This window comes from Blastochloris tepida (genome assembly GCF_003966715.1).
Lineage (GTDB): Bacteria > Pseudomonadota > Alphaproteobacteria > Rhizobiales > Xanthobacteraceae > Blastochloris > Blastochloris tepida.
Genome location: NZ_AP018907.1, coordinates 1,269,819 through 1,284,505, shown reverse-complemented (window position 1 = coordinate 1,284,505; position 14,687 = coordinate 1,269,819). Strand labels below are relative to the sequence as shown.

The window sequence follows — 14,687 nt, the reverse complement described above, 5'->3', positions numbered from 1 at the left end:
CGATCGGGCGAAACCCGACACGGGTCCTCGCGTCGCAAACGCGACGCGGCCGGATTGTCGGGTTTGTCCGGCAGCTGCCGCGTCGTTCCGGGCGAGGCGAAGCCGGGACCCGGAACCGTCTGCGAAACAAGGCCATTTCGGAAAACGATCCCGGGTTGGAACGGCGAACTGTGCTTTGATGGGTGCGCCGGCTCGGGGTGGCCACCCCGAGCCGGTGCGGGCGGCACGCCGTATCCCGGGTGAGCCTTCGAGGCCGTCGCGAGCAGAAGCGGCCGTCCGTCCCAAGCCAACCCGAACAGTTGCACGGGGCTTTTGACCCCGCTTCCAAGCCTGGGATGCTTGTCATGCTGCCACACCCGACGCCGTTTGCCACCCACCTTGTGGGCATCGATGTCTCCAAGGACTGGCTCGACATCGCCTTCGACGACACCAAGGTCGAGCGCGTCGATAACACCCCCGCGGCTCTCCAGCGCTTGGCCAGGCGCCTGGTGAAGGCCGGGCTCACCACCGCCGGCCTGGAGCCGACCGGCGGCTATGAACGCCTGGCGGTCGCGGTGCTGCGCGAGGCCGGCCTCACCGTGCTGCAGGTCGACAGCTGGCGCTGCCGCCAGTTCGCCAAGGCCTGCGGCCAGCGCGCCAAGAGCGATCCGCTCGACGCCCGCATCATCCGCGCCTTCATGCTGCATCACCCCTGCCGGCCGTTCCCAGAGCCCTCGCAAGCGCAGAGCGACCTGACCGCCTGGGTGCGCGAAATCACCCGCGCCGAGGCCGACATCCGCCGCCTGGAGAACCGCAAGGCCCACCCCACCCTGGCGGCCATCACCGCCCGGCTCGATGCCGAAATCGCCGCCCTGCGCGAGACCGTCGCCGCGGCCGAACAGACCATCGAGGCGTTGATCGCCGCCGATCCGGCGATGGACGCCAAGGCCAAGATCATCACCTCGGTGCCGGGGATCGCCAACAAGACGGCCCGCGTCCTGCTCGCAGAAGCTCCCGAACTCGGCCAGTTCACCCCTCGCCAAGCCGGCGCCATCGGCGGCTGCGCACCCTACCGAAACGACAGCGGCAAAGCGCGGCGGCCGGCCCATATCGAGGCCGGACGCCGCGCGCTCAAGCGCGCCTGCTATCTCGCCGCCTTCGCCGCCATCCACTGGAACCCGTGGGCCAAACAGCTCTACGCCGACCTCAAAGCCCGCGGAAAACCCGCCAAGGTCGCCCTCATCGCCATCGCTCGAAGGCTCCTGACCATCCTCAACGCCATGATTCGAGACAACAAACCCTGGCAAGCCCCCAAAGCAGCCTGACAGTTGCTCGCGGGCCTTCGGCCTTTGGCCGGGATGACGCGGAACCGATACGTCGCCCCGGGTGGGCGGGAGCGGGAGCCCGCCGCCACCCGGGGCCGTTTGGCAAGGGAGGCGAACGCTTGCCGAACGGTCCCGGGCCGCGCCGCGCGCACGGCCCGGGACAACAGGAAAAGCCACAAAATATCGTTACGCTACAATGAAATAGCCGTCTCGACCGTGCGCCGGATGCGGGCCAGCCGGCTTTCGCCGGTCTCCTCGCCGAAGCAGGTTTCGAAATCGCCGCAGCCGGCGCAGGTCGGCGTGGCGCACAGCACGAAGCCATCGTCTTCGCACAGCGTGCGGTAAAAGAACCGTTTCCAGCGCATGTTTCGCGTATTCTTTGCCGAAAGCGGCGCGAAATGCCGCTCCAGCAGCCGCGTCAGCTCGACCCGTGACCTGAGGCCCAGATCCTCCCACAGATGGTTGGGCTCCAGCGCCCGGCGGGCGACGATCGCCGCCAGCCAGTCGGTCTCAGCCCCGGCGCGCGAGCGGTGCGCGAGCAGCAGGTCGCGCACCATCTCGAACTCGTCGTCGGACGCCGTTGCCGCGCCGTTCGCGCGCGTTGCATCGTCGCCGGACCGCGCTGCGGCGGCGTTCACGCTATTTGTGATGCCGCGCGCGTGGGGGAAGCGGGCCGCGAGCAGCGCATCGAGCGCAGCCGGCGGCAGGCCGAGCCCGGCCGCCACCCCGCTTGGCCCGGTGGCCGCGGCGACGATGGCGCAGGCGAGGACGTGGCGGTCGAAGGCGGCATCGTCGGCGATGTCGGCCGCGGCCGGGTCGACGCCGGTCAGGCGGCGGTAGAGGGCGGCCGGCGATGCCGCCCCCGTTGCGAACCTGTCCTCGACCGGCGTGAACATGGCGGTTACGCCGCCGCCGCCAGCGCGCTGGCCTTGGCGTGGGTCTGGCAGCCCTTGGGGCAGACCCGGTAGCAGGCGCCGCAGCCGATGCAGTTGCCCTCGGCGTGCAGCACCATCACCTTGCGCAGGAATTCCTCGTCGTCGTCATCCTCGTCCTCGGCGCAGGCGACCAGCTCGCCCTCCTCATTGACGCCCATCAGGCGCATGACGTCGCGCGAGCAGACCTTGAAGCAGCGGCCGCAGCCGATGCAGGTCTTGCCGTCGATGGCGGTGATGTATTCGGGCTCCCAGGGGGTGCCGTCGCGGGTGGTGAACATCGGCGTTTTCCAGTGTGGTGGGTGAAGTCAGGCCTCGACGACCTCGGGGAAACGGCGGATCAATGCGACGCCGGCCTCGACCTGCTCGCTGCCGGCGGCCGCCAGCGCGGCGAGGCTGTCGAAGCCGAAGCGGTGGACGTCGCGCAAATGCTTGGAGATCACCACCAGCCGGCCGGCGGTGAGGATGACGCGACCGAAGCCCTCGTGGTGCATCTTCATCATCGGGCTGGCGACGTGGCCGGTCACCTGCTCGATGGCGAGCCCGATGGCGGCGTAGTACTGCTCGATCCGCCACAGGATGTCGGGGTCGGGATCGCCGATGATCGGGATGGCGCGGCGCTGCTCCTTGGTGACCACATAGTCGGCCAGCAGCTCGCCGTCCGACTTGCGCTCCCAGGCGCCGTAGGAATCCTGCGCACGCAGCAGCCGCACCAGCACCTGCAGGAACGGCGTCGCCAGCGCTTCGGCGTCGGACATCAGGGCAGCCACCGGGTCGGGCTTCGTCATCGTGACCTCGCGCAGGATCCGGAAGATCGCGTCGCGATTCCGGATCCGATCATCCCCGAGAATTCCGCCACGGGCGGAACTTCCGGCGACTGGACTGCGTAACTCCGGCTGAAGGAGCCGGCTTCCGCATCGTTCACTCATCATCCACGAAGGACGGCTTGGCCGGGCCGGCGCCGGCCTCCGCCAGCACCTTGCGCAGCCAGGGCGGCGGGGTGCCGTCCAGCATGGCGCGGGTGCGCTCCAGCACCGCCTCGATCGGCTGCGCCGCCGGCACCTTGATCGGGTGGATCTTGGCCCGCACCACCCGCGCCGCCGAGGGGCCGCCGATGGCGAGGCAGAACATGAGGTGCACGCCCTCCAGCGCCTCCACCTTGGAGGCGATGCGGTCGTCGCCTTCCTTGCCCTCCTTGTTGTGCACGCCCTGCTGGTCGGACACGTCGTCGAAACTGATGGTCTCGATCAGCGTCCAGCCGGAGGTGCGCACCTCGTAGATGGCGAAGTGGCGCGCCGAGCCGAAATGGGCATCCAGCGTCTTCAGATCCTGCGTGGCGATGGCGACGCGGATGGCGCCGCCCTCGGTGGGCGCATTGTCGGAAGAATCAATGAGCCGCAGTCTGCGGACGGCCGACATGGGTATCTCCGTGGTCACGGAAGGGATCGAGCTCTGCCGGCGTCGGGGGAACGTGGTGAGCCTGGACGATGTTGGCGACCTCGAACACCAGGTCGCGGGTGCCTTCATAGAGCGCGGTGTGGCGGTGCTGGGCGCCGAGCCGGTCGAAGATCGGGAAGCCGACGCGCATCAGCGGAATGTTGAGCCGCTCGGAGGCCTGGCGGCCGTGGCTGTGGGTGACGAGGAGATCGCAACCCTCGGCGCGCGTCTCGAAATCGTCGAGGTCGCCCACCACCACCTCGGCCGCCGGCACCGCCTCCAGGATCGGCGACGAGCCGGTGGAGGACACCGCGCACGCCACCTCGGCGCCGAGGCCGGCGAAGAACCGCGCCATGGCGTAGAGCAGGTCCGGCTCGGCGGCGATGGCGACGCGCTTGCCGCCGAAATGGAAGTGGCCGTCGAGCAGCGCGTCCTCGAGCTGGGCGCGGGCACGGCGCACCCGCGCCGGCACCGGCCGGCCGGAAATCTCGGCCAGCAGCGCCACGAAACGGTCGGTGGCGACCAGCCCGGTCAGCGTGTCGAACAGCGTGTAGGGCACGCCGGTGCGCGCCTTCAGCACCTCGGCCGGGCCGCGCATGTGCTCGCCGATGGCGATGGTGTGCACGGCGCCGCCCATGGTGCGGATGTCCTCCACCGCCGTGCCGCCATTGGCCGTCGGCACCCAGCGCTCGGCCACCTTGCCGTCGAGCGAGCCGGAAATGTCGGGCAGGATGGTCGGTTCCAGGCCGAACGCCTCCACCGTGTCGCGGATCGCCTCGAGGTCGGCCACCGTCAGGTGGCTGCCGGGCAGGATGTTGATGCGCTCGGGCGCCACCCGCGCCGGCGCGCCCTGCGGCACCACGCCCTCGATGATGGCGGTGACGGCCTTCGCCCACCCCTCCTCGATCGAGCCGGCGAAATCCGGCGTGTGCGCCAGCACGATCTCGGTGCCGGCCAGCACGTCGCCGCGGCGCTCGGCGATCAGCTTGAGGTCGCCCGCGAAATCCTCGCCGCGGGTTTCGACCAGCGCCGTGGTGCAGACGCCGATCAGCGACGGATTGGTGCGCTTCTTGAGATTGAGCAGCGCCTCCTCGAGATGGTCGGCGCCGCCGAGGATGGTCGAAACCTCGTCCATCGCCGTGGTCTGGATCGGGATCACTTCCTTGTAGTGCCGGCCGATCAGCACCAGCGCGAAGGAGGTGCAGCCCTGGGTGCCGTGGAACAGCGGCATGGCGTTGTCGACGCCGAGAAAGGCCAGCGCCGCGCCGAGCGGCTGCGACGACTTCAGCGGATTGACCGCAGCGGCCTTGGCGACGGTGGTGAGCTTGGAGGGCGCGTCGGTCATGGCTCAATCGTCCCCGATGTCGTCGGCGTCGCGTCCGGCGAACTTCTTGCGGTGATGGGCGAGATATTCGGGGTCGGTGTTGTCGACGCGGGAATTGGCGAACTTGCGGCGGTGACGCGCGGCGAAGGTGGGGTCGGCAGCGTCGCTGTCGTCATCCATGGTGAAATGGCTGACGTGGCGATCGGTGAGCCGCCCTTCATTGTCCCACGGCGCGGGCGTGCGCACCTCGTCCCACACCGGATTGCCGAGCGAGATGGCGATCTGGCGCACCAGCTCCACCGTGCCGTCATAGCCGGCATAGGGGTGGATGCGCTCCTGATTGATGTCGAGCCAGGGCACGCGCGCCTTGAGCGCGATGAACTGGGTGCGCCCGCCCGACAGCATGATGTCGGCGCCGCCGCTCTTGAGCTGGGCGTAGAGGTCGCGCGGCGCCATGCCCTCGAAGGCGTGGGCCTCCTCGCGCATCAGGATCTGCACCCGCATCTTGTCTTCGACGGTCGATTTCTTGACCGAGGTGCCGACGAACTCCATGCCGAGCTCCATCAGCGCCGCGACGATCGACCACGACTTGACGCCGCCGGTGTTCAGCAGCACGCGCTTGCCGGCGAGCCGGTCGCGGAACGGCTCGAGCCGCGCCCAGGCGCGCGCCTCCTCGGCCGCGATCAGCGCTTCGGTGCGCTCGATAAGGTCGGCCGGCGCGCCGCGCTCGACCAGCATGGCGGCCAGCCGCCGCAACGATTCCGACGTGTCGGTGATGCCGTAGAACGAGCCCTCGAAATACGGGATGCCCCAGCGCTCCTCCATGCGGCGCGCCAGGCCGATCAGCGCGGTGGAGCACACCACCATGGTGACATTGGCGGTGTGGGCGGCCGCGACGTCGAGATAGCGCGCATCGCCCGGCACGCAGGTGCGAACCCGGATGCCGAGCCTGTCCAGCAGCGGCTTCACCATCCAGAACTCGCCGGACAGGTTGAACTCGCCGAGGATGACGACGTCGGTCGGGCCGACATCGTCCGGCTCGTGCGTGCCGATGACGTGGTCGAGCAGCGCATTGCCGGCGAGCTTGTTGCCGAGGTTCTTCGAGCCGGCGAAGCCCGGCGAATGCACCGGAATCACCGGCAGGCCGTACTTGCTTGAGGCGTGCTTGCACACCGCGTCGATGTCGTCGCCGATCAGCGCCGTGACGCAGGTGGAATAGACGAACACCGCGGCGGGCTTGAAGCGCTGCGAGATCTCGCGGATCGCCTTGTAGAGTTTCTTTTCGCCCTGGCCGGTGACGATGTCGAGCTCGGTGAGATCGGTGGTGAAGGAGCGCCGCCAGATGTCCGGACCCGACGAGCCCGAGCCGCGATTGTCCCAGGAATTGCCCTCGCAGGCCAGCGGGCCGTGGACGAGGTGTGCCGCATCGGTGATCGGCTGCAGCGAGATCTTGGCGCCATCGAAGGCACAGCCGCCGGCGGCGGCACCCGGGGTCAGCGGCTTGGCGCAGCCCTTGGCGCGCTCCTTGGCCGCCTTGGCCCGGTTGGTCGGGCACGCCGGCTCGTTGAACGCGGCCTTGATCTTGTCCTTCAGCATGCCAGTCCCCGTTGGGTGGGGCGGCCGGGGGCGGAAGGCCCCAGGCCGGCGTTGTGTTCGGTCGCTCAAAGCCTAGCAAGAGCCGTGCCGGGAGCGACCGGGGAGAGCCTGTCGTCCCGGGCAAGCGCCGAAGGCGCGCGACCCGGGACCGTTTTCAGTCTCGTCGGGCGCAATAGCGAAGCGTATTGCGCCGTCGCAGGTTCCGGGCGGCAGGTGTGGCGGAATACGCTGTCGCTATTCCGCCCTACCGCCTGGAGCCCCGATCACCGCGTCAGGTCGAACGACACGTCCTTGCCCGGCGTCGACGCATCGGCGTCGAGCTTGTCGAACACCTTGTCGAGGATCGACGTCAGGACACGCAGGCCGCCCTGATAGCCGATCACCGGGAAGCGGTGGTGGTGGTGACGGTCGAAGATCGGGAAGGTGAGGCGCACCAGCGGGATGCCGGTGTCCTTCTGCAGGAACTTGCCGTAGGAGCTGCCGATCAGCATGTCCACCGGCTCGGTGAACAGGATCGAGCGCAGGTGCCACAGGTCCTTGCCGGCCCACACCTGGCAGCCCTTGCCGAACGGCGAGGAAGCGAGCAGCTTCTGCATGTCCTCGGCCCAGGCGGTGGTGCCGTTGGTGGCGAGGCAGTGCGTCGGCTCGCCGCCCGTCTCCATCACGAAGCGGGCCATCGAGTACACGAAGTCCGGATCGCCGAAGATCGCGTACTTCTTGCCGTGCAGATAGGACTGGCTGTCGGCGATGGCATCGACGAGGCGGCCGCGCTCCTTGGTGATCGAGGCCGGGATCGCCTTGCCGGAGAGCTCGGAGATCTTCATCAGCAGGTCGTCGGTGGCGCCGACGCCGAGCGGATAGTTGAAGCTCGCGGTCTCCTGGCCGGCCTCGGCGACGTAGTCGAGCGTCTTGCGCGAGCACCAGTGCTGCAGCGAGATCGTCGCCTTGGCGTTGAGCGCGTCCGCGACATCGGCCAGCTTGGTGCCGCCGTCATACATGCGGAACTCGCCGTCGGAGGGCGTGTCGAACTGGTCGGACGCGTCCTGGATCAGCGTGTATTCCACGCCCATCTCGTCGAGGATGCGCTTCAGCTCGCGATTGTTGCCGACGCAGTAGCCGTCGAAGCCCGGAATGATGTTGATCTTGCCGTTGGCGACGCGGGTCTTGCCCTTCCAGAAGTGCTCAAGAATGCCCTTGATCGCCACGTCGTAGCCGTCGACATGGCTGCCGACGAACGCCGGGGTGTGGGCGAACGGCACGCTGAAGTCTTCCGGCACCGAGCCCTTCTGGCGCGCGGTCTCGATGAAGGCGTGCAGGTCGTCGCCGATGACTTCCGCCATGCAGGTGGTCGAGACCGCCAGCATCTTCGGCTGATAGAGCTTGTAGGCGTTCGCGAGGCCGTCGATCATGTTGTTGAGGCCGCCGAACACCGCCGCGTCCTCGGTCATCGACGTGGAGACCGCCGAGCACGGCTCCTTGAAGTGACGCGACAGATGCGAGCGATAGTAGGAGACGCAGCCCTGCGAGCCGTGCACCACGGAGAGCGTGCCCTCGAAGCCGGCGGCGGCGAACACCGCGCCGAGCGGCTGGCAGGCCTTCGCCGGGTTGATCACCACCGCCTCGCGGGCGAGGTTCTTCTCGCGGTAGTCCCAGCTCTTCAGATATTCGGTCTGCGCGGCGACGGCCTCGGCGGAAGACGGGCACTCGAACTGCTCGCGCTTGCGAGCGAACATCTCCTGATATTCGGGCTCGTGGAACAGCTTTGCGTGGTCGAGCACCTTTTCGGCGGACTGCGGCATGGACGTGATCCTTCTGTCGCGGCGGCCGCGCCATACGGCGGCCCGCAGCGGATGCAGTGGTTCGGTACTGGAGCATTCTCCGCAAACGCGGGGACCGGTCTTGCGAACGAGAATGCGACAACTCGACTGTCAGGGCGGCCGGCGCGATGAGCGCGCCGCGTCGGCCGCGTGATGCCGGTCGAAGGGGCGCCGATTATTCGGCGGCTTCGAGGAACTTCTGGTCCGCCTTCTTCCACGGCGGATCGAACAGGCCCCACACCGGGTTGTTGATCGCCAGATCCATGTCGCGGGCGAAGATCGCGAAGCCGTCATAGCCATGGTAGGGACCGGAATAGTCCCACGAGTGCATCTGGCGGAACGGAATGCCCATCTTCTGGACCGGGTACTTCTCCTTGATGCCGGAGCCGACGAGGTCGGGACGGATCTTCTCGACGAACTTCTCCAGCTCGTAGCCGGTGACGTCGTCATAGATCAGCGTGCCGGCGTTCACATAATGCCCGGTGCGCTGGTAATCGTCGTTGTGGGCGAACTCGTAGCCGGTGCCGACGATCTCCATGCCGAGGTCGGTGTAGGCATCGACGACGTGACGCGGGCGCAGGCCGCCGACATACAGCATCACCGACTTGCCTTCGAGCCGCGGCTTGTACTTGGCCAGGATGGCGTCGACCATCGGCTGGTACTTGGCGATCACCTTCTCCGCGTTCGCCTCGATCTCGGGGCCGAATTGCTTGGCGATCTTGCGCAAGCTCGCCGCGATCTGGCTCGGGCCGAAGAAGTTGTATTCCAGCCAATGGACGCCGTGCTTCTCCTCCATGTGCCGGCAGATGTAGTTCATCGACCGGTAGCAGTGGATGAGGTTGAGCTTGGCCTTCGGCGCGCGTTCCATCTCGGCCAGCGTCGCGTCGCCCGACCACATGCCGATGACGCGCAGCCCGATCTCCTCAAGGAGACGGCGCGAGGCCCAGGCGTCGCCGCCGATATTGTAGTCGCCGATGATGTTGACGTCGTAGGGCGTCGACTCGAACTCGACCGTCTTCTTGTCGAGCACCCAGTCGCGGATGGTGTCGTTGGCGATGTGGTGGCCGAGCGACTGCGACACGCCGCGGAAACCCTCGCAGCGCACCGGGATGATCGTCTTGTTGATCTCCTTGGCCTTCTTCTTGGCCACCGCCTCGATGTCGTCGCCGATCAGGCCGACCGGGCATTCCGACTGCACGGTGATGCCCTTCGACAGCGGGAACATCACCTCCAGCTCGTCGACGATCTTCTCGAGCTTCTTGTCGCCGCCGAACACGATGTCGCGCTCCTGGAAGTCGGAGGTGACATGCAGGGTGACGAAGGCGTCGACGCCCGTCGTGCCGTTGTAGTAGTTGCGGCGCTGCGAGCCGGAATAGTGGCCGCAGCCGACCGGGCCGTGGCTGATGTGGAGCAGATCCTTCACCGGGCCCCACACCACGCCCTTCGAGCCGGCGTAGGCGCAGCCGCGGATGGTCATCACGCCCGGGATCGACTTGATGTTGGACTTCACGTCGCACTCGGAGAGCACGCGCTCAGGCTCGTCGGCGGACTCGGCCGGCGCCTTGGAGACCGCGAGGTGCTTGCGGCGGCGCTTGGCGAACTTGTCGGGATAGGCGGACAGCACCTCCTCGATCAGCTTCTCGCGGAAGGCGGCGTCGTTCTCGGTGTCGCGGCTCATACTATTTCCCCTATCGGGATCTCGGCAGGTTCCGGGCCGGCCGCTCGACCGGCCCGGAGGTGATGGCTCAACGGGCCGCGGCGGCCTTGGCAGCTTCCTTGGCGGCGAGTTCGGCGAGCTGCTGCTCCTCGGTCTTCATGATGCCGAAGTCGAGCAGCATCTGCTCCAGCTCGTCCATCGACACCGGGGTCGGGATGGTGCCCTTGCCGCAATTGTCGTGGATCTTCTGCGCCAGCGTGCGGTACTCCTGCGCCTGCTTGGAGTCCGGCGCGTACTGGATCACCGTCTGGCGGCGCAGCTCGGCGTGCTGCACGATGTTGTCGCGCGGCACGAAGTGGATCATCTGGGTGTTGAGGCGCTTGGCGAGAGCCTCGGCGAGGTCGAGCTCGCGGTCGGTCTGGCGCTCGTTGCAGATCAGCCCGCCCAGGCGCACGCCGCCCGAATGGGCGTACTTCAGAATGCCCTTGGAGATGTTGTTGGCGGCATAGAGCGCCATCATCTCGCCGGACATGACGATGTAGATTTCCTGGGCCTTGTTCTCGCGGATCGGCATGGCGAAGCCGCCGCACACCACGTCGCCGAGCACGTCGTAGGAGACGTAGTCGACGTCGTCATAGGCGCCGTTCTCCTCGAGGAAGTTGATGGCGGTGATGACGCCGCGGCCGGCGCAGCCGACGCCCGGCTCCGGACCGCCGGCCTCGGTGCACTTGATGCCCTTGTAGCCGATCTTCATCACGTCTTCGAGCTCGAGGTCCTCGACCGAGCCGGCCTCGGCGGCGAGGCTGAGCACGGTGTCCTGGAGCTTGGTGTTGAGGATCAGGCGGGTGGAGTCGGCCTTGGGATCGCAGCCGACGATCAGGATCTTCTGACCCATCTCGACCAGCGCCGCGAGCGTGTTCTGCGAGGTGGTCGACTTGCCAATGCCACCCTTGCCGTAGAATGCGATCTGACGAGGCATATGAGACCCCTGTGTCCTTCCTTGTGGCGCGCCCGATGCGACGCCGTTGAACCCGACGGCTCAATGCCGCCTCGCCAGCCTTCACTTCAAGTCGCGTGCCAACTCGCGCCGGGGCCGCAAACGTTCGAATTTAATCGTTCCAAATCAACGGCTTGTTGAAACGCGCCATCGATACATTCGGGCGCCGGAGGGCTGTCAGATCTCCGACAAAACGCGACACGCCTGTCGCGCCGCGGCCGGCCGCCGACACGACTGCGGACACGGCCGGCGATCGGCTTCGTACATCCGCGAACGGCTGGGCCTGTCTGCCCCCGCGGCGCGACCGATCGGCCGCAAGTTCCAGCCATGCGGACCGGGCCGGACGGAAAAGAACGGATTCGTGCACTTTTTTGCCTTGCTGGCCTGCGCCTTGCTTGCTTCGCGGCGCGCGTGGTCGTCATCACGCGGCACGGACATCAACAGGGGGGACTTCCCGATGCCCAACGTCACATTCTCTTCGCCTCGCCTGCACAAGGACGTCACCGTCTACGCCGTGGCCGGCGACCGCGGCACCGTGCTGGCGCTCGCCCAGAAGAACAGCATCCCGATTCCGTTCGATTGCCAGAACGGCGAATGCGCGTCCTGCCTGATCGAGGTCGTCCCGCTGTCCGACAAGACCATGGGCATGGACCTCACCGAGAAGGAAAAGACCGTGCTGAAGTCGCTCGGCAAGATCACGCCCGAGGAGATCGCGCGCGCCGAGAACGACGACATCCCGCCCCGCTTCCGCCTGGCCTGCCAGATGATCGTCCGCGATCAGGACATTCTGGTGCGTTTCAGCGGCGAGCCCGGCGGCGCGTAACGCAGGCCTGTCGCTCCACACTGTCGTCCCGGGCGAGGCGTAAGCCGAGACCCGGGATGACAATCTCGGCGCAAGATGCGTCGCGACGACGCCCTACCCCGCCAACGCCGCCAGCGCATCGCCAAGCGGCGCGTCGATCAGCGCGATCGACTGCTCGGCGAGAAAGGCCCGCTCATTGCGGGTGAGCGAGGCGTCCTCGGCCACCCAGATATTGGGGCCGGCCGAGCGCTTTGCGATCTGGCGCGCGAAGGTGCGCAGCATCTGGTCGTCGAACCGGCAGCCGAGGAACACGAAGCCCAGCGCCGAGCGCCGCGCCTTCACCACCTCGGGGATCGGCGTCTGGATGTCGATTTCCGTCAGAACCTCGACATAGTCGGAATCCGACACCAGCACGGTACCGCGCGTGCCCACCGCGCCATGCGGCTTGTAGAGCACGGTGGTGAAGCGGTCGGCCGTGCCGGGGTCGATCTCCTCGCCCGCCGCATCGAACGTCCGGGTCCAGATGTCCTCATCCTCGCCCGAGCGCGTGACGCCCTGGACCTCGCACCAATCGGTGCGGCCGGTCTCCAGCAGCGCCGCCCGCATCGCGCCGTCGTACCAGGTGTCGACGATCAGCGGCAGCTTCAGCGTCGCAAGATGGCGATGCAGCGCCGTGGGCGCGACCTCCGGCCGGAAGATCTCGGCCATCAGCGCATTCAGCGTCTTGCGATGGCGCCGGCTCTCGATGAATTGTGCGGTCTGCCACAGATTGTCGCGAATCCGCCCCGACACCGCCACCCGGGCGTTCAGCGCATGCGACAGCGCGATCGGCGTGGTCGGCACCGCGCAGTCCGTCCCGAACACGCCGGCGCCGAGATAGGGCACCAGCCGGCCGGCGGCAAAGCCGTCCCGAATATCGGCGAATGTCAGCGGGGCCGGAACGCCGGTCATGTCGTCAGTCTCCGAAGGTCGTCACCGATCATGAAGCCAACCCGTCGCCCCGGGCCAAGCGAAGCGCGAGCCGGGGGCGTTTCCCGGAACAGAGCCTTTCCTGCGCACGATCCCGGCTTGCCTTGCGCCTCGCCCGGAATGACGAGGCCCGTCGTGTCGTAGGGCGCAATAGCGAAGCGTATTGCGCCACAGCGCACGACTGGCGGCAGTCCCGGCGGAATACGCTGCGCTATTCCGCCCTACCCGCTTGCCGGGATGACAAGGCCCGCAGTCTCGTAGGGCGCAATAGCGACAGCGTATTGCGCCGACGTGACGCCAAACAACGAAATGGCGGACTACGCTGCGCCATTCCGCCCGACGCCCTGCGCCATTCCCCCTCACCCGACCTCGCTCAATCGCCCATCTTCTTGGCTTCGACCGTCACCGGCAGGCGGGTGTCGGCCGGCATTTCCGGCAGCAGCAGCACCCAGCCGTTCTTCAGCTTCACCCAACCGCCCCACAGATCCTCCTTTTCGGTCTCGACGATCGGTTCTTCGAGATCCTTCTTGGGGGCGTAGGCGGACAGGCCCTTGTCGGTCTTGCGGATCATCAGCTTCATGGATTGGATTCCTCGGTCGCGGTCTCGGTGGTGGCTTTGTCGAGGCTGACCAGTTCCCTGCCCCGCATGCCGACGATGGTGCCGCGGTCGACGAACTCGACCGCATAGACGTAGAAGCGCTGCAGGTAGGTGCCGATGTCGCGCACATAGCCGACATCGCCCTTCTTCACCAGAACCTCGCCGATATCCTTGAGCGGATAGGTGCCGTCGTTCTTGACGTATTTGGTGGCACGCACCTTCTCGCCGGGCTGGAACGCCGGCGGGTCGTAGACCTCGATCGCTTCGTCGGTGATCATGCCGGTGTCTTCCCAATTGAAAGGTCTGTCCAACGGGCGCGGGCCTTGGCCTGCACCTCGGGGTCTGGATCGTCGATCAGCTTCATCAGCGCCGCCGCCTCGCCGCGCTCGGCGACCACGTAGCGCACCCGCAGATCGGGATCGGCGGCCAGCGCCGGAAGCTGCGACGGCGGCAGCCGCTCGGCGACGGCGAGCCGCACCAGCGGATTGTCGTCCACCGCCATCGCCGGCAGGAATTCCTCGCCGATGCGCTGGACGACCTCGCAGCGCACCTGCGGATCGGGATCGCTCATGGCGATCGGCAGCGCATCCGGCGGCGCGCGGCGCACCGCCAGGATGCGCACGAGATAGTCCTCGTCGCCGAACATGGCGACCAGGGCCGCGCCCTCGACGCGCTGGGCGACGACGGCGCGCACCTTGCGGTCCGGATCGTGCTGAAGCGGCAGGATGCGGGCGACCGGCAGCCGATAGGCCGCCATCGCCCGCACGTCCGGCTCCGGATCGGCGAGCAGCGGTGTCAGCGTGAACACGCTGGCATGCTTGGCCGCCAGCACGCGCACCTCGAAATAGGGATGGCCGAGGTAGCGCGCCGCCAGATCCGGATTGGCGGCAAAGAAGTTGTCGATGCGCTTCGAGCGCCGGTCGCGAACGCAGACCCGGCCGAGGTCGCAGCGGCCTTCCTGCCGCATCTCGTCATGGGGGCAGTCGACGCAGGACACCGGCCGGCCGAGCCAGTCGACGGTGTCCTGCTCCGGTGCCGCCCCGGCACTCATTTGGCCGGAACGCAGGTGTTCGGCACCGGGCACACCGCCGCGCACTTCGGCGCATCGCCATCGCACTCGGTGCACTTGGCGGCGTCGATGACGTAGATGTCGCCCTTCATCTTGATGGCGGCGTTCGGGCACTCGAACTCGCACGCACCGCACACGGTGCACTGGGAAGCAACGATCTTGTAGGCCATGGTTCACTCCTGTCT

General features: G+C 67.5%; 16 protein-coding genes. 2 read left to right on the top strand and 14 right to left on the bottom strand.

Annotated elements, in window-relative coordinates; genetic code table 11:
- Window positions 1-335: 335 nt before the first annotated feature.
- Entirely contained in the window at window positions 336-1,304 is a 969-nt protein-coding gene (locus BLTE_RS05945) for an IS110 family RNA-guided transposase (RefSeq protein WP_126398445.1), read from the top strand.
- Between the two features lie 191 nt (window positions 1,305-1,495).
- On the opposite strand, the gene BLTE_RS05940 is transcribed toward BLTE_RS05945, so the two are convergent.
- From BLTE_RS05940 to nifH, 9 genes are all read right to left on the bottom strand, one after another.
- Complete coding sequence (locus BLTE_RS05940; RefSeq protein WP_126398442.1) at window positions 1,496-2,200, bottom strand: nitrogen fixation protein NifQ; 705 nt, start codon at window positions 2,198-2,200, stop codon at window positions 1,496-1,498.
- Between the two features lie 5 nt (window positions 2,201-2,205).
- A complete protein-coding gene (gene fdxB / locus BLTE_RS05935) occupies window positions 2,206-2,517 on the bottom strand; it encodes a ferredoxin III, nif-specific (RefSeq protein WP_126398440.1) in 312 nt (103 codons plus the stop codon).
- A 27-nt stretch (window positions 2,518-2,544) separates the two neighbouring features.
- Window positions 2,545-3,024, bottom strand: coding sequence for a NifX-associated nitrogen fixation protein (locus tag BLTE_RS05930; protein WP_126398438.1), 480 nt, complete (start codon window positions 3,022-3,024; stop codon window positions 2,545-2,547).
- A 133-nt stretch (window positions 3,025-3,157) separates the two neighbouring features.
- Entirely contained in the window at window positions 3,158-3,655 is a 498-nt protein-coding gene (gene nifX, locus BLTE_RS05925; RefSeq protein WP_126398436.1) for a nitrogen fixation protein NifX, read from the bottom strand.
- Window positions 3,624-5,018, bottom strand: a complete 1,395-nt coding sequence (gene nifN / locus BLTE_RS05920) for a nitrogenase iron-molybdenum cofactor biosynthesis protein NifN (protein ID WP_126398434.1) — start codon at window positions 5,016-5,018, stop codon at window positions 3,624-3,626. The genes nifX and nifN overlap by 32 nt, the downstream gene beginning before the upstream one ends.
- Window positions 5,019-5,021: 3 nt before the next feature.
- Window positions 5,022-6,593, bottom strand: a complete 1,572-nt coding sequence (gene nifE / locus BLTE_RS05915; protein ID WP_126398432.1) for a nitrogenase iron-molybdenum cofactor biosynthesis protein NifE — start codon at window positions 6,591-6,593, stop codon at window positions 5,022-5,024.
- Window positions 6,594-6,856: 263 nt separating this feature from the next.
- Complete coding sequence (gene nifK / locus BLTE_RS05910) at window positions 6,857-8,392, bottom strand: nitrogenase molybdenum-iron protein subunit beta (RefSeq protein ID WP_126398430.1); 1,536 nt, start codon at window positions 8,390-8,392, stop codon at window positions 6,857-6,859.
- A 193-nt stretch (window positions 8,393-8,585) separates the two neighbouring features.
- Entirely contained in the window at window positions 8,586-10,088 is a 1,503-nt protein-coding gene (gene nifD / locus BLTE_RS05905; RefSeq protein ID WP_126398428.1) for a nitrogenase molybdenum-iron protein alpha chain, read from the bottom strand.
- A 67-nt stretch (window positions 10,089-10,155) separates the two neighbouring features.
- Window positions 10,156-11,046 carry a nitrogenase iron protein gene (gene nifH, locus BLTE_RS05900; protein ID WP_126398426.1) on the bottom strand — a complete coding sequence of 297 codons (891 nt, stop codon included), beginning with the start codon at window positions 11,044-11,046 and terminating at the stop codon, window positions 10,156-10,158.
- Between the two features lie 46 nt (window positions 11,047-11,092).
- Here nifH and BLTE_RS18655 point away from each other — a divergent pair, with 46 nt between their 5' ends.
- Window positions 11,093-11,887 (top strand): 2Fe-2S iron-sulfur cluster-binding protein, encoded by a 795-nt coding sequence (locus BLTE_RS18655; protein ID WP_280177364.1) that lies wholly within the window; start codon window positions 11,093-11,095, stop codon window positions 11,885-11,887.
- Window positions 11,888-11,980: 93 nt separating this feature from the next.
- On the opposite strand, the gene BLTE_RS05890 is transcribed toward BLTE_RS18655, so the two are convergent.
- The 5 genes from BLTE_RS05890 to BLTE_RS05870 form a co-directional block, all read right to left on the bottom strand.
- Window positions 11,981-12,817, bottom strand: a complete 837-nt coding sequence (locus BLTE_RS05890) for an SIR2 family NAD-dependent protein deacylase (protein ID WP_126398424.1) — start codon at window positions 12,815-12,817, stop codon at window positions 11,981-11,983.
- Window positions 12,818-13,208: 391 nt separating this feature from the next.
- Entirely contained in the window at window positions 13,209-13,415 is a 207-nt protein-coding gene (gene nifT, locus BLTE_RS05885; protein WP_126398422.1) for a putative nitrogen fixation protein NifT, read from the bottom strand.
- On the bottom strand, window positions 13,412-13,711 hold the full coding sequence (locus BLTE_RS05880; protein WP_126398420.1) for a nitrogen fixation protein NifZ: 300 nt from the start codon (window positions 13,709-13,711) through the stop codon (window positions 13,412-13,414). Before BLTE_RS05880 ends, nifT begins: the two co-directional genes overlap by 4 nt.
- Window positions 13,708-14,484: a 4Fe4S-binding leucine-rich repeat protein gene (locus BLTE_RS05875; RefSeq protein ID WP_126398418.1), complete on the bottom strand. Its 777-nt coding sequence runs from the start codon at window positions 14,482-14,484 to the stop codon at window positions 13,708-13,710. Before BLTE_RS05875 ends, BLTE_RS05880 begins: the two co-directional genes overlap by 4 nt.
- Complete coding sequence (locus tag BLTE_RS05870; protein WP_126398416.1) at window positions 14,481-14,672, bottom strand: 4Fe-4S dicluster domain-containing protein; 192 nt, start codon at window positions 14,670-14,672, stop codon at window positions 14,481-14,483. Before BLTE_RS05870 ends, BLTE_RS05875 begins: the two co-directional genes overlap by 4 nt.
- Between the last annotated feature and the right edge of the window lie 15 nt (window positions 14,673-14,687).

Bases quoted from the DNA above. Each gene is read 5' to 3' on its own strand.
- BLTE_RS05945 (WP_126398445.1), top strand. From the start codon at position 336: ATGCTTGTCATGCTGCCACACCCGACGCCGTTTGCCACCCACCTTGTG.
- BLTE_RS05940 (WP_126398442.1), bottom strand. From the start codon at position 2,200: ATGTTCACGCCGGTCGAGGACAGGTTCGCAACGGGGGCGGCATCGCCG.
- fdxB (WP_126398440.1), bottom strand. From the start codon at position 2,517: ATGTTCACCACCCGCGACGGCACCCCCTGGGAGCCCGAATACATCACC.
- BLTE_RS05930 (WP_126398438.1), bottom strand. From the start codon at position 3,024: ATGACGAAGCCCGACCCGGTGGCTGCCCTGATGTCCGACGCCGAAGCG.
- nifX (WP_126398436.1), bottom strand. From the start codon at position 3,655: ATGTCGGCCGTCCGCAGACTGCGGCTCATTGATTCTTCCGACAATGCG.
- nifN (WP_126398434.1), bottom strand. From the start codon at position 5,018: ATGACCGACGCGCCCTCCAAGCTCACCACCGTCGCCAAGGCCGCTGCG.
- nifE (WP_126398432.1), bottom strand. From the start codon at position 6,593: ATGCTGAAGGACAAGATCAAGGCCGCGTTCAACGAGCCGGCGTGCCCG.
- nifK (WP_126398430.1), bottom strand. From the start codon at position 8,392: ATGCCGCAGTCCGCCGAAAAGGTGCTCGACCACGCAAAGCTGTTCCAC.
- nifD (WP_126398428.1), bottom strand. From the start codon at position 10,088: ATGAGCCGCGACACCGAGAACGACGCCGCCTTCCGCGAGAAGCTGATC.
- nifH (WP_126398426.1), bottom strand. From the start codon at position 11,046: ATGCCTCGTCAGATCGCATTCTACGGCAAGGGTGGCATTGGCAAGTCG.
- BLTE_RS05890 (WP_126398424.1), bottom strand. From the start codon at position 12,817: ATGACCGGCGTTCCGGCCCCGCTGACATTCGCCGATATTCGGGACGGC.
- nifT (WP_126398422.1), bottom strand. From the start codon at position 13,415: ATGAAGCTGATGATCCGCAAGACCGACAAGGGCCTGTCCGCCTACGCC.
- BLTE_RS05880 (WP_126398420.1), bottom strand. From the start codon at position 13,711: ATGATCACCGACGAAGCGATCGAGGTCTACGACCCGCCGGCGTTCCAG.
- BLTE_RS05875 (WP_126398418.1), bottom strand. From the start codon at position 14,484: ATGAGTGCCGGGGCGGCACCGGAGCAGGACACCGTCGACTGGCTCGGC.
- BLTE_RS05870 (WP_126398416.1), bottom strand. From the start codon at position 14,672: ATGGCCTACAAGATCGTTGCTTCCCAGTGCACCGTGTGCGGTGCGTGC.